At 40.1% G+C, this 14,510-nt stretch carries 14 protein-coding genes; all 14 read left to right on the forward strand.

Annotated features, from left to right (window positions below; translation table 11 throughout):
• Positions 1 to 12 precede the first annotated feature (12 nt).
• The 14 genes from NSQ62_RS05810 (at position 13) to NSQ62_RS05875 (ending at position 14,350) form a co-directional block, all read left to right on the forward strand.
• Entirely contained in the window at positions 13 to 978 is a 966-nt protein-coding gene (locus tag NSQ62_RS05810; RefSeq protein ID WP_341322987.1) for a YpdA family putative bacillithiol disulfide reductase, read from the forward strand.
• A gap of 12 nt (positions 979 to 990) precedes the next feature.
• Positions 991 to 1,956, forward strand: a complete 966-nt coding sequence (locus NSQ62_RS05815) for an asparaginase (RefSeq protein ID WP_341322988.1) — start codon at positions 991 to 993, stop codon at positions 1,954 to 1,956.
• Between the two features lie 162 nt (positions 1,957 to 2,118).
• On the forward strand, positions 2,119 to 2,796 hold the full coding sequence (gene prsW / locus NSQ62_RS05820; RefSeq protein WP_341322989.1) for a glutamic-type intramembrane protease PrsW: 678 nt from the start codon (positions 2,119 to 2,121) through the stop codon (positions 2,794 to 2,796).
• Between the two features lie 294 nt (positions 2,797 to 3,090).
• Positions 3,091 to 3,837, forward strand: a complete 747-nt coding sequence (gene sleB / locus NSQ62_RS05825) for a spore cortex-lytic enzyme (protein WP_341323892.1) — start codon at positions 3,091 to 3,093, stop codon at positions 3,835 to 3,837.
• A gap of 9 nt (positions 3,838 to 3,846) precedes the next feature.
• Positions 3,847 to 5,130 carry a PepSY1/2 domain-containing protein gene (locus NSQ62_RS05830; protein ID WP_341322990.1) on the forward strand — a complete coding sequence of 428 codons (1,284 nt, stop codon included), beginning with the start codon at positions 3,847 to 3,849 and terminating at the stop codon, positions 5,128 to 5,130.
• Between the two features lie 89 nt (positions 5,131 to 5,219).
• The gene (locus NSQ62_RS05835; RefSeq protein WP_341322991.1) at positions 5,220 to 5,873 is read left to right on the forward strand and encodes a flagellar brake domain-containing protein; all 654 of its coding nucleotides are present in this window, start codon (positions 5,220 to 5,222) and stop codon (positions 5,871 to 5,873) included.
• A gap of 125 nt (positions 5,874 to 5,998) precedes the next feature.
• Complete coding sequence (gene cmk / locus NSQ62_RS05840) at positions 5,999 to 6,673, forward strand: (d)CMP kinase (protein WP_341322992.1); 675 nt, start codon at positions 5,999 to 6,001, stop codon at positions 6,671 to 6,673.
• A gap of 115 nt (positions 6,674 to 6,788) precedes the next feature.
• Positions 6,789 to 7,928, forward strand: a complete 1,140-nt coding sequence (gene rpsA, locus NSQ62_RS05845) for a 30S ribosomal protein S1 (protein WP_341322993.1) — start codon at positions 6,789 to 6,791, stop codon at positions 7,926 to 7,928.
• 336 nt (positions 7,929 to 8,264) lie between these two features.
• Complete coding sequence (gene der, locus NSQ62_RS05850; RefSeq protein WP_341322994.1) at positions 8,265 to 9,575, forward strand: ribosome biogenesis GTPase Der; 1,311 nt, start codon at positions 8,265 to 8,267, stop codon at positions 9,573 to 9,575.
• A gap of 101 nt (positions 9,576 to 9,676) precedes the next feature.
• On the forward strand, positions 9,677 to 10,690 hold the full coding sequence (locus tag NSQ62_RS05855) for an NAD(P)H-dependent glycerol-3-phosphate dehydrogenase (protein ID WP_341322995.1): 1,014 nt from the start codon (positions 9,677 to 9,679) through the stop codon (positions 10,688 to 10,690).
• Positions 10,691 to 11,285: 595 nt separating this feature from the next.
• Positions 11,286 to 11,549, forward strand: coding sequence for a DUF2768 domain-containing protein (locus NSQ62_RS05860; protein WP_341322996.1), 264 nt, complete (start codon positions 11,286 to 11,288; stop codon positions 11,547 to 11,549).
• A gap of 16 nt (positions 11,550 to 11,565) precedes the next feature.
• Positions 11,566 to 12,285, forward strand: coding sequence for a hypothetical protein (locus NSQ62_RS05865; RefSeq protein WP_341322997.1), 720 nt, complete (start codon positions 11,566 to 11,568; stop codon positions 12,283 to 12,285).
• Between the two features lie 114 nt (positions 12,286 to 12,399).
• Positions 12,400 to 13,878 carry a stage IV sporulation protein A gene (gene spoIVA, locus NSQ62_RS05870; RefSeq protein WP_341322998.1) on the forward strand — a complete coding sequence of 493 codons (1,479 nt, stop codon included), beginning with the start codon at positions 12,400 to 12,402 and terminating at the stop codon, positions 13,876 to 13,878.
• A gap of 199 nt (positions 13,879 to 14,077) precedes the next feature.
• On the forward strand, positions 14,078 to 14,350 hold the full coding sequence (locus NSQ62_RS05875; RefSeq protein ID WP_108712207.1) for an HU family DNA-binding protein: 273 nt from the start codon (positions 14,078 to 14,080) through the stop codon (positions 14,348 to 14,350).
• Positions 14,351 to 14,510: the final 160 nt, after the last annotated feature.

The following is a 14,510-nucleotide window of genomic DNA, read 5'->3' on the forward strand; positions in this document are numbered from 1 at the left end:
GGAGATGTTACTATGCAAAAAGTAGAAGCCATCATAGTTGGGGGAGGCCCCTGTGGTTTATCTGCTGCGATTGAGTTGCAAAATATCGGTTTAACACCGATTGTTATTGAAAAAGGGAATATCGTAAATGCAATCTATAATTACCCAACACATCAAACGTTTTTTAGTACGAGTGAAAAGCTAGCGATTGGCGATGTGCCGTTTATTATTGAAGAGCGTAAACCAAAACGTAACCAAGCCCTTGTTTACTATCGTGAAGTGGTAAAGGCGAAAAAGATTCAAGTTAATCGTTTTGAAGCCGTACAACGTGTTGAAAAACACGGGGACCTATTTACGGTTACAACGGATAAAGAAACGTATGAAACACCGTATGTTGTCATTGCAACAGGCTATTATGACAATCCGAACTATTTAAATCTTCCAGGCGAAAACTTACCTAAAGTACATCATTATTTCAAAGAAGCGCACGAATTTTTTGATTTACATGTTTTAGTGATTGGTGGAAAAAACTCTGCCATTGATGCTGCACTCGAATTAAATAAAGCAGGCGCACATGTAACGGTTGTCTACCGCGGTGAAGACTATTCACCAAGCATTAAGCCTTGGGTGTTACCAGAATTTTTAGGCTTAGTACGTGAAGGTGAAATCGCGATGCATTTTAATACAAATGTCAAAGAAATCCGCGAGCAGGAAGTTGTACTTGATGTCGATGGGATTGAACAAACTATAGCAAACGATATTGTCTTCGCGATGACGGGCTATCACCCAGATCATAGCTTTATTCGTGCAATGGGCGTAGAGATGGACGAGGAAACAGGTCGCCCAACATTTGATGCTGAAACAATGGAAACGAATGTCGACAATTTATACATTGCCGGAGTATTAGCGGCTGGTAATAATGCCAATGAGATTTTCATTGAAAATGGTCGCTTCCATGGGGGCATGATTGCCAATAAAATTGCACAGCAAATGAAATAAGAGGTGAATGTATTGAAAAAAAAAGTGGCGTTAATTACAACAGGTGGAACGATTGCCAGTACACGTAATGAGAAAAATAAATTAGAATCAGGCAAGCTTGATGGCAAGGCAATTTTAGCGATGTGTCAGCTTGAAAACGAGATGGATATTGAACTAATTGACTTATATCAAGTGCCATCGATGCATATGACCTTTGATAATTTAAATCAATTAAATAAAACGATCCAACAAGTATTTCAAGATGAATCGGTGAGTGGCATTGTTGTTACACATGGGACGGACAGCTTGGAAGAGACGGCGTACTTTTTAGAGTTAACGATACATGATACGCGTCCGGTTATTGTAACCGGTTCACAAAAATCACCGGGCGATATCGGCACAGATGTCTATTCGAATTTACGTAATTCTTTACTTGTTGCCTCAAGTGATGAAGCGAAAAATATCGGGACATGTGTTGTGTTTAATGAAAAAATTATTCACTCAAAATATGTGAAAAAGGTCCATTCTTCAAGCATTAACGGCTTTGGTGCAATTGGCTATGGCATGCTTGGTTTTATCGATAATGATGAGGTCGTTATCTATCAAAAGCCGACGCATAAAGAAGTTTATGCCATTCAAGAAAGTTATCCGGTAGTAGAGATTGTCTTAGCCTATTTAGGAGCAAGCTCGATCATGTTAGATGCTTTAGTTGAAGCGGAAGTAGATGGTGTGATTCTTGTTGGTGCAGGACGCGGACAAGTGACACCCAAGATGACAAGTGTGATTGAAAAGCTCTGTCAAAAGGGCGCAAAGGTCGTGCTAACTACGTCTACAGAAGAAGGACGCGTTTTCCCAACCTACGATTACTATAGCAGTGCCAATAATTTAAAAGATAGCGGTGTATTAATGGGTGGCGATTTTGACCCGAAAAAAGCACGTTTGAAACTCTTATTAATGCTGGCAAATGGAAATACAGACTTTGATACGTTTATGCATTAACTCATGAAAACTCAGCTATTGTGGCTGAGTTTTTTGCTTTATCTAGGCTAAAGCGCTTTTGTTCTGGGATTTAAGTATCAAAATCTTGTGATACTTCACCTCACTGAACTAATAGTGCTATAATAATTGTAGTTTATTTTTAGGAGAAGGGGGCCTGGTGACATGTTCATACTTGTATCTGCAGCAATTGCACCGGGTTTGGCCCTACTCAGTTATTTTTATTTACGCAATCAAATGGACACCGAGCCAAGACGTGCACTTTTACATGCTTTTATTTATGGGGCGATTATTACATTCCCAGTCATGTTCATTCAATTTGTGTTACAAGAAGAACAAACATTTACCGATCCATTTTTTATTAATGTCATATTTACGAGTACATTTGAAGAAGTGATAAAGTGGCTGATTATTTTTGCCGTGATTTTGCGTCATGTGGAATTTGATGACCCGTATGATGGCATATTATTTGGCGCTGCGGTATCACTCGGATTCGCAACGGTAGAAAATGTCATCTATTTATTGTCATACGGTATTGATCAGGCGTTTATGCGTGCGCTCTTACCGGTTTCAAGCCATGCGTTGTTTGGCGTTGTAATGGGCTATTATTACGGGAAAGGGAAGTTCTCGAGTGATGAAATTCAGAAGAAGTATATATTCTTGGCTTTAGTAGCGCCGATGGGATTACATATTATGTATAATTCGATTTTAATGCTTGAAGACAACTTTATTTATGTCATGCTGCCGTTTATGTTGTTTTTATGGTGGTTTGCCTTACGTAAAGTAAAGCAGGCGCATGAGCATTTAATTGAGCATTTATCAAAATATCATGAACGGTTCTGATATACCTGGGCGGAAAGTATTTACTTTTCGCCCAGTACTTCGTTCATATGTTATTTAACCGCTTTAGGGCGGTGTTTTTGCGGTGGTCAGAAGTAAGAACGAATGCTAAGTTTGTCACATCCTGTGACAAACTTAGCATTCATGACCAGCATCGTGCTGGCCTCCATCCTCGGCGCAAAAGGTATTGTCCAGAAAACATTCTGGACAATACCTTTCTCTATGTATAAGATTTATTTTTTTCACCATCCTACGTATAAAGGAGTGTTTGATGTGAAAAAAATTGTTTTGTTAGGCATGTTGTTCGCGCTATCACTTGCACCAACGAGTTCAGCCTTTACGAATCAAGAAATCCAGCGCGGTGCATTTGGAGATGATGTCATTGAACTACAGGCCAGATTGCAGTATATCGGTTTTTATAATGGCGATATTGACGGCAAATTTGGCTACGGGACGTATTGGGCTCTTCGAAATTTCCAAGAGCAGTACGGGTTGCCGGTTGACGGAATTGCAGGGCAAACAACAAAGGAAAAATTACTGAATAACTCAGATTACGACGAAGCCTATGTGCAAAAGCAAATTCGTGCAGGCAATCGTTTTACGCATTACGGCAATTCCCCGCTCGATCAGCAAGTAAAGGAAGGGGGCGGTTCGAATTCAACTACTTCGATGCAGCTACCACCAGGTTATAGCGAGCAGGATTTGCAAATTTTAGCGAACGCGGTGTACGGAGAATCGCGCGGTGAACCATACGAAGGGCAAGTGGCGGTTGCTGCAGTCATTTTAAATCGTTTAGAGTCTCCAGAATTTCCAGATACGATTTCTGAAATTATTTTTCAACCATTAGCGTTTACTGCGGTTGCGGATGGACAAATTTGGCTGACACCAAATGAACGTGCAAAACAAGCGGTACTCGATGCGATTAACGGATGGGATCCTTCCGAAAATGCACTGTATTATTTCAATCCAAAAACGGCAACGAGTAAATGGATTTGGACAAGGCAGCAAATCAAACAGATTGGCGAACACATTTTTTGTGTATAGGCAGGTGACATGATGAGAAGTTTAACCTATTTATTGGGATTATTTGTTGTTATTTTAGCCTTTGTGTCCATTGATTATTACAATCAAAACAAGCAGCTTGAGCGTGCTGTATACGCTACGCAGACGCGTGATTTCTCAGCCGCTACAGAAAAATTATCCTTGCTGCATACAACGGTTGAGCAATCATTACTTTTTAAAGATGAAAAAACGTTGTCAAATGAACTAGATTCGATTTGGCGGATGAGCAGTGAACTTCGAAAATCTGTTGCCAATTTACCATTGCAGCAGGATGTACAAAATGATTGGATGCGTTACTTAGGTAAAGTTGGTGACAATGCCAAGCAAGCCGCTAATAGTGGGGATTACACCGAGTGGCAAAACAAAATGGGGACAGTCGCAACGAATTTGCAAGCCTTTGCTGAAGAATGGAATGTCGCAACAGTCGCCTTTTATAATAATGATACAGATTTAAAGAAATGGACGAATAATCAAAAGCTAGAGCTCGGCGATTCACCATTTGTTAATGTCTCGAAGCAACTGAAGTCCTATAATGAAACGGATTTCCCGCTAACGGCGAGTGAATCAGATTATGAAAAAAAGCGAGACTTACAGCATTTAAAAGAGCAAAAGATTACGAAAAGCGAGGCCATCCAAACGTTTAAAATGTATTTCCCTCATATTGATGATGCCATCGTAACGGTTTCAAAAAGTAAGGATGATGCACCATACCCGTTTTACCATATTCAATATGTGCGCGGTGCCAGAATTGGCTATGCGGATATTACAGAGAATGGCGGGCACTTGCTGTCATTTTTAATGGAGCGTCCGGTGACAAAAAATCCGAGGTCGCATGAGGAAATCACAACAGCTGCACAAAACTTTATGAAACAGGTAGGCTATGAAGACGTGACGTTAAGTGAATCGCGTGAAAATCACGAAGCGTGGCACTTTGTCTTTACGCGCACGTTAGACGACGGCGCACTTGTTTACCCAGATAGTATTCAAGTGAAAGTAGCGAAGGATAACGGTGAAATCATGGGAGTCAATGCGATGGAATATATTCAAGAAGAAACGATTCCAACGCAAGCTGAGCTACCGATTCAGTGGGAAACCTTTTTTGCAGATCATGTGACAGTAGAGGAAGTGAAGAAAATTTATACGGCCAATGCTGCACTGGAACTACGCAAATGCTATGAAGTAATTGCCCGTGTAAATAATGCGAAACAAGACACATTTCGAATTGTCATTGATAGCGAAAAACAAGAGGTACTAAAAATTGAAAAATTATACTAAGGAATTTGAAAATTTCCTTTACAGTCTCTAGTATAAATATCCATCCCGTGAGATAATAGTGGTAATTATCGGATTGGCGGGAGAGGCAAATGGAACTAAAACTTGGTACTCAATTGATATTAGAACCTACTTACACAGAACGCAACGAAAAATTCCGTTGCCGTGTAGTAGAAAAAATCGGAAACATTATTTATATTGATTATCCGATTAATTTACAAACAAATAAGACTGCATTTTTAATTGATGGCGCGCAATTTCGTGGTTATTTTAATACAGAAACAAAGGAAAGTTATTGCTTCAATACGGAAGTTTTAGGCCGTAAAGGGGGCAATATCCAAACGATCATGCTAGCGTGTCCGCCAAAAGATGAGTTTATCAAAATTCAGCGTCGTGAATATGTACGCGTCGAGACGCCAGTAGATATTGCGATTGAATTTGAAGGACGCAACTATCAGTTTGTTGCTGAAGATATTAGTGCGGGTGGTACAGCGATTCACATTAAAACACCAGTTGGCTTTACAGAGGGCGACGAAGTGCAGCTAGTGGCGGTCTTGCCGTTTTCAAATGGAGACATACGCTATATAGAAACGAAAGCAATTGTCGTTCGGATTTTTGAGCGAGATCAAATGCAAGTGGCATCGATTCGCTTTACTGATACAGATGATATAGATCAGCAGCACATTGTTCGCTTCTGTTTCGAGCGCCAAGTGTTAATTCGTAAAAAAGAATTAAATGAATTATAAAAAATAAGGAAAGCGTACTTTGAAAAGTTTTTTCAAGGTGCGTTTTTTCATTGTAAAATAAGGTATATGAATTAATTAATTTTATGCAATATGATACAATATCAACGGAAAGTAGGGATTATTTTATGGTGAAAAAAATTCAAATTGCAATTGACGGTCCGGCAGGGGCAGGTAAAAGTACAATCGCAAAAATCGTAGCGGAAGCACTTGGTTTTACATACATTGATACCGGTGCAATGTATCGCGCGGTAACGTATAAAGCGTTAAACGAAAACATACAATTACATGACGCTGGAGCAATCGAAGCCATGCTACAGGAGACAACAATCGCATTAAAGCCTTCAGAGCAAGGGCAATTAGTATTTGTTGACGGAATCGATGTGTCACAGGCGATTCGTTCAAACGAAGTGACATCGAATGTATCGGAAGTGGCAGCACATGCAAATATTCGCGAGATCTTAGTAGCGATGCAGCAAAAGTTAGCAGCTGATGGTGGGGTTGTCATGGACGGCCGTGATATCGCAACACATGTGTTGAAGACAGCAGAGCTAAAAATCTTCATGTCTGCAACAGTAGAAGAGCGTGCACGTCGTCGTTTCTTAGATAACGAACGTCGCGGGATTGAGTCAACAATCGAATCTCTACAACAAGAAATCGCATTACGCGACAAGTTGGATAGTGAGCGTGAAGCGTCGCCGTTAATTCAAGCTGAAGATGCATTATTTTTAGATACAACAGAGCTATCGATTGACGAAGCAGCACAAGAAATTTTAAAGCTTGCACAGCAAAAAATGCATTAATCTGGCGCTCATTTAATGCGCAAGTGAGAAATTTCTGAAAACAAAGGGATATATTTTGTTTTTGTGGAACTTTTCGAATAAAATAAAAAGTGGAATATGCGAAGGAGGGTTACATATGTCTGAGGAAATGAATTTAGGGTCAAACCAGCAATTTCAAGAAGGAGATATTGTAAAAGGTGTTGCTGAAAAGGTAGATGAAAAGTCAGTAACGGTTTCGATTGAGGGTGCACCTTTCGACGGAATTATACCGATTAGCGAACTTTCAAGCTTACACATTGAAAAAGCTTCTGATTTAGTTTCAGTTGGCGATCATTTAGATTTAATGATTACAAAGGTAGAGGAGGAGAATTACGTACTTTCTAAGCGTAAGGTCGATGCGATTTCTGCATGGGATCAGCTTGAAGTGAAATTCAAATCCGGTGAAGTGTTTGAAGCAGAAGTAAAAGATGTTGTAAAAGGCGGGCTTGTCGTCGATTTGGGCGTGCGGGGCTTCGTTCCAGCTTCACTTGTTGAAGATTATTTTGTAGAAAACTTTGATGATTACAAAGGCAAAACATTGAGCTTTAAAATTACAGAATTAGATAAAGAAAAAGGCCGTTTAATTTTATCGCACCGCGCCGTTTTAGAAGCGCAAAAAGCTTCGAAAAAGCAGCAAGTCATTGATACGATTCGACAAGGCGACATTTTAGAAGGTACTGTCCAGCGTCTAGCGAACTTTGGTGCTTTCATCGATTTAGGTGGCGTCGACGGGCTTGTGCACATTTCACAAGTGGCACATGAGCACGTAGATGATGTATCAAAAGTGCTTTCAGAAGGCCAAGCTGTGAAAGTGAAGGTGCTTTCGATTGATCCAGCAAATGAACGTATTTCGTTATCCATTAAAGATACGTTACCTGGACCATGGACGGACATTGAACACAAAGCAGCAAAAGGGTCTATTCTTACGGGTACGGTAAAGCGCTTAGTAACATTCGGCGCGTTTGTGGAATTATTCCCAGGCGTTGAAGGACTTGTGCACATTTCACAAATTTCACATAAGCACATCAATACACCTCATGAAGCGTTAAAAGAAGGTCAAGAGGTGGAAGTGAAGGTGCTTGAAGTGAGTGAAGGTGAAAAACGCCTAGCGCTAAGCATCAAAGCGTTACAAGAAGCAGAACAGGCAGACGAAAACTTCGATTATGAGCTACCAGAAGAAAATACTGGCTTCTCATTTAGCGACGTTATTGGCGACCAGTTAAAAGGCTTTAAATAATACACGTAAAATACAATCTTTCTCTAATAAGAGAGAGGTTGTATTTTTTATTCCGTATAAAGTTGTTGTTAGAGGGAATATATACACCCCGCATAAATTTATTAAATTGCTGAATTGGTGGGCCTCGCAAACGGCATTAAAGACAGTAGTATGGACATGTACCAAGTGGCCATAATGCTGTCATGCCGTAGCCCATCAATAAAAAAGTAAGACTTTATTCAAACATCACTCATATTGATAAAAAGCCAAATACATTTCGAATAGTGTGAAAAAATGATATAATGGACGAATTCGTGTATAATACAAGAAGATAGAGTTTGGAAGGATGAAGTACAGATGACAAAACCAGTAATCGCCATCGTAGGACGTCCGAACGTAGGTAAGTCGACAATCTTTAACAGAATCGTCGGCGAACGTGTATCAATCGTGGAAGATATTCCAGGTGTAACACGTGACCGTATTTATAGTTCGGCTGATTGGCTAGCACATGAATTCAATATTATCGATACAGGCGGTATTGATATTGGAGACGAACCATTTTTAGAGCAAATTCGTCAGCAAGCAGAGATTGCTATTGATGAAGCAGATGTAATTATTTTCATGACAAATGGTCGTGAAGGTGTAACAGCAGCGGATGAGCAAGTAGCAAGAATCTTATATAAAACAAAAAAACCAGTTGTCTTAGCTATCAACAAAGTCGACAACCCTGATATGCGTCATATGATTTATGATTTCTATTCATTAGGTTTCGGTGAGCCTTGGCCAATTTCAGGTTCACACGGTTTAGGTTTAGGGGATTTATTAGACGAATGTGCGAAACATTTCCCAGACCAAGATGAAGAAAACTATGACGAAGACACGATTAAATTTTCATTAATCGGTCGTCCAAACGTAGGTAAATCATCATTAGTAAACGCATTCCTTGGTGAAGATCGCGTAATCGTAAGTGAAATCCAAGGAACAACGCGTGACGCAATTGACTCACCGTATTCATTTGATGGACAAGAATATGTCATCATCGATACAGCGGGTATGCGTAAAAAAGGTAAAGTATATGAAACGACTGAAAAATATTCAGTATTACGTGCATTACGTGCCATCGAACGCTCTGACGTTGTTTTAGTTGTTCTGAATGCGGATGAAGGTATTCAAGAACAAGACAAAAAAATCGCGGGTTATGCGCATGAAGCGGGTAAAGCGATTGTGATTGTTGTAAACAAATGGGATGCGATTGAAAAAGATGAAAAAACAATGAACCTGTTCACTGAACAAATTCGTGAGCATTTCTTATTCTTAGATTACGCACCAATCGTCTTCGTATCAGCGAAAACGAAACAGCGTGTACGTAACATCTTACCGATCATTAGACGTGTAAGTGAAAATCACGCAATGCGTATTCAATCATCAATCTTAAATGAAGTAATCGAAGACTCTGTAGCACGTAACCCGGCGCCAACAGATAAAGGCAAGCGTTTACGTATTTACTACGCAACGCAAGTGGCAATTAAACCACCGACATTCGTTGTGTTCGTAAATGAACCAGAAATGATGCACTTCTCATATGAGCGCTTCTTAGAAAATCGTATTCGTGAAACTTTCGATTTCGAAGGTACACCAATTCGTTTAATTACACGTGCTCGTGACTAATAATAAAAATGGCGCTAGTTTATGAAAATGAACTAGCGCTTTTATTTCATATGGATTTGACTTAAAGCGGAATCATTTTAAGTGAAATTGGGGGTTATTTAATGGAAAATGTAGTAGTTTTAGGGGCCGGTTCTTGGGGGACGGCACTCGCAATCGTATTAGCTGAAAATGGACATAACACATTAATTTGGTCGCATCGTGAGGACCAAGCAACAGAAATTAATGAGCACCACACAAATAAAAAGTATTTACCAAATACCACGTTACCGCAAAACTTAAAGGCAACAAGTAACCTAGAAGCAGCAGCGAAACACGGTTCAACAATTGTCATGGCGGTGCCGACAAAAGGCATTCGCGGGGTATGTACGGAAATTTCACAATACATCGAACAGCCCGCATTATTCGTGCATGTATCAAAAGGCATTGAGCCAGATTCGTTAATGCGTATTTCAGAGTTTATGGAACAAAGCTTAGCAGAACATGTGGTCAGTGATCTTGTCGTATTATCAGGCCCTTCTCACGCAGAAGAGGTTGTCTTACAGCATCCAACAACGGTTACGGCAGCTTGTAAAAACTTAGCAGCAGCTGAAAAAGTACAAGACTTATTCATGAACCATTATTTCCGCGTCTACACAAATGACGATGTTGTGGGTGTAGAAATCGGTGGCGCACTAAAAAACGTCATTGCACTAGCTGCAGGGATGATCGACGGCTTAAATTACGGCGACAACGCCAAAGCAGCACTCATTACACGTGGCTTAGCGGAAATTACGCGCCTTGGTGTCAAAATGGGCGGTAATCCATTTACGTTTGCTGGATTAACGGGTATGGGTGATTTAATCGTTACTTGTACAAGTGTGCACTCACGTAACTGGCGTGCAGGCAATATGCTTGGTAAAGGCATGAAGCTTGATCAGGTGCTTGAAGAGATGGGCATGGTCGTAGAAGGTGTACGTACAACGAAAGCGGCACATCAATTAGCCCAGAAATATGATGTAACAATGCCGATTACGTCAGCGCTTTATGAGGTGTTGTTTAACGACATCGAGCCAAAAGTGTTAGTGGAATCATTAATGCACCGTACGAAGAAAAGTGAAATTGATGAAATGAGTTAATGGAATAGATTTAGGAGGAACACGTTGCCAAGTTTTTGGCAGCGTGTTTTTTTGTTGGAGTTCTGAAAATTAGAAATAATGATTTTAACGACTACTAGGAAACTCAATTAGTCGTTTGTTTATTATTATACATGTTCAAAATTCATAAATTAAAAGTAGAAAGAGGTAAAGAGGTATTCAAGTTTTGATGCCTTCATTAGATATATGAATTTGAACATACCTCCATATTTTTATACTATTAAAGCACTCTATTAAAGAATCTAACCCCATCCCTAAGCAGAGTGGCGCGGAGTGAAGGCGGCAGACTCCTGCGGGAACAGCACGCGCGTAAAATCCATTTTTTGTGCCACCGTCAGAGGCACAAAAAATTAGTTGAAGCCGTGCCCGCGGAAAGCGTCCGCCGTAACGCAGCAGAACGGACTTGTTTACAAGAGCTCACTCGTTCATACCAACTTTATAGCAAACACCGCCATAAAATTTCACAATTTGTCACAAATCAGGAGGTGTATCACGACACCTTCTGTATTTTTTTGACTAAAAAGGCTATAATTATTACCGGAATGAACGTGAAAATAATAGAAAGGCGGTTTTAACGTTGCAACACCTTATGCAATTGAATCCATCAGCATTTATTTTAGCATCGGCGCGCGGACCACTTGCGACCATGCATGCACTTGATGTCATGTGGGTGTCGTTTTATTCAATCGGCTTACTGCTTGTGTCATTGTTAATTATTTCGGCAGTTCGCAAATGGGTACATAATGTTTTATTATCCTTCCTTTTAAAATTAGTCGCGTATGTCATGTTTTTTATCGGAACGCTATTAATGGTACTCGTTATTTTAACGTGGCCTAACTAATGAAAGAGGGATACATATGAAAAAGTTCACGAAATGGCTTGTCGCCCTTTCCTGCGTCATCGTGTTGTTAGCAGGCTGTGGCTCACCAACAAACTTTGATCAGTCAAGTATGCGTCCAGATATCGACATGCTTGCGGGCGTGCAGCGTGCGGTACTTGAATACCAGCAAGACACCGGGGTATTACCAATCAAAACACGTGATGAAGATACCGATATTTTTATTAAATATTTAATTGATTTTGAAAAGCTTGTACCAAAATATATTGGCTCACCGCCAGCGAATGCGTATGAAAAGGGTGGGATTTTCCAATACATGATTTGGGATGCAGAACAAAATCCAACGGTGAAATTAGTCGATTTACGTACACCAGAGCGTATGCGTGAAATCAAAATTCGCTTTAGTGCAACGAAATATCCACAGTTTAAAGATAAAGTGCAAGAACATGTGTATACAATCAACTTTGAAAATATCGGCTATAAAGAAGCAGTAACCGTAAATAGTCCGTATTCTAATAACCAGCTGCCATTTATCGTGACGGCTGAAGGTGAAATTTATATTGATTATTCAATGGATTTATATACGTATATGAAGGAAAACAACATTACTGCGCAACCGGGTGAGGATATTCGCGAAATTTTAGTCGACAACTTCCCTGTTGTTCCGGCGTATTCACTACCTTATACCGTAGATGAAAATAATGAACCTGTAATCGACTATGACCCAATTAATAAATAACGTTAAAATCTCGCATGCTTGTGCGAGATTTTTTTTCATAGAATAGAGATTTTCCTCATATCGTGGTAGTGAGCAATTTTGTTGTTTACTAGCGTTAAAAAAGGGGGCAATGCGATGAGCGAGCAAATTTTTCAACAGTTAGCACTACGCACGAATGGTGATTTGTATATTGGAGTAGTAGGTCCAGTGCGTGTGGGGAAATCGACGTTTGTGAAAAAGGTGATGGAAGGGGTTATTTTACCGAACATTGATAACGCAGAAGATCGTATGCGTGCAATGGATGAATTGCCGCAAAGCTCGCCGGGTCCGGTGATTATGACGTCGGAGCCGAAATTTGTACCGGCACAAGGTACGACGATTACATTCGGCCAAAGTGGAATTCCGATGCGTGTACGACTAGTTGATTGTGTAGGTTATGTGATTGACGGGGCAAAAGGGTATGAGGATGAATCGGGTCCGAAATTTGTGCAAACACCGTGGCACAATGAGGCGATTGCTTTTCAGGAAGCGGCCAAAATCGGCACAGATAAAGTCATTCGTGATCATGCGAATATCGGTATTGTCGTTACAACAGATGGTACGGTAAATGGGATGAGCCGAGCAGCTGCTGCAAAAGCGGAGGCTGAAATTATAGATCAGCTTACAGATATCGGTAAACCTTTTGTTATTGTATTAAATAGTACAACGCCAAATAGTGCCGAAACACAGTTGTTGCGTAATCAGTTAATCGAAGCATATGAAGTACCGGTGATTGCAACATCGATTACTAATATGCAGCTAAGCGATATTATGCATGTGCTTGAAGAGGCCTTATTTGAGTTTCCGGTGGCAGAAATTCGTGTGGAAAAACCAGATTGGTTGGATGTGCTAGACCCAGATCATGTATTAAATGAAACGTTAAGCTTTGCGAGTACACAATTGCAAAATGATTTCATGAAGATTCGTGATGTCGAAGAAGCGAGTTCATTTTTACAACAAATCGATTTTGTCGAAAGCTGTTCGGTAGAATCTATTGATGCAGGATTAGGTGTCGCAACTTTACGTGTGACGATTCATAATGATGTGTATAAAGATGTTTGTAAAAATTGGCTTGAAACGCCTGTGGATTCGAAAAAAGATTGGCTGCTCTTTATTAAAGAGGCGGCAGAGGCAAAGCGTGCACAGCAGCGTTTCCGTGAAGCGATTGAAGAAGCAAAGGTTGATGGCTACGGTGTTACACTGCCAATGATGGATGAATTTGATCCGAGTGAGCCTGAGTTAATTTCACAAAATAACTTTTACGGGGTACGTATGAAGGCGGTAGCACCGAGTTACCATATTATTCGTATCGACATGGAAGCTGAATTTTCACCATTAATTGGCTCTGAGTTTCATAGTCAACATTTACTAAAGGATTTAAAGCATGCCTATGATTTCGATCGTAACGCTCTATGGCAAACGCAATTGTTTGGGACGCCATTACATGAAGTGCTGACAGAAAGCATTCGCTATAAAATGACAAGCGTGCCGACTCATGCAAAAAATCGGATGCGTTTAATGCTAGAGCGAATGATTAATGAGGGAGAAAGAGGCTTAATCACGTTTATACTTTAAAAAAATAGGCTATAAAGATAGCAAGAATACTTATGCAGGATAGCTCACTTTCTAGGTGATTTGTCCTGTAATTTATGTTTTTTTGTAAAAAAAGTTAAAATCTCATCAAAACATGAAGGAATTCAGTTGCGTAGCGGTTTTCTGTGTGTTAGTCTTGTTACAGGATTGATTCAAGACCCTTTGAGAGGAGGTGGATGGTGTGAATAAAACAGAATTAGTAAACTCAGTTGCTGAAGCGGCAGGTCTTTCTAAGAAAGATGCTTCAAAAGCAGTTGAATCTGTATTTGAAACGATTCAAGAAGCTCTTGCAAAGGGTGACAAAGTACAATTGATCGGTTTTGGTAACTTCGAAGTACGTGAACGTGCGGCTCGTAAAGGTCGTAACCCACAAACAGGTAAAGAAATCGAAATCGCTGCTTCAAAAGTACCTGCTTTCAAACCAGGTAAAGCACTTAAAGACGCTGTAAAATAATACAGCCTCAAGAGTTACATAGAGTAGCTTCCAGAGAGATTCTGGAAGCTGCTCTTTTTTGTTTCCATTAAATATTCGACAGAAATGTAGAATTGTCGCATTATTTTGCGGATAATGCATTTTTCTGCAAGAACTCTGCTAAAAATAGTAGAACTGTTTT

Source organism: Solibacillus sp. FSL H8-0523, assembly GCF_038051985.1.
Taxonomy (GTDB): domain Bacteria; phylum Bacillota; class Bacilli; order Bacillales_A; family Planococcaceae; genus Solibacillus.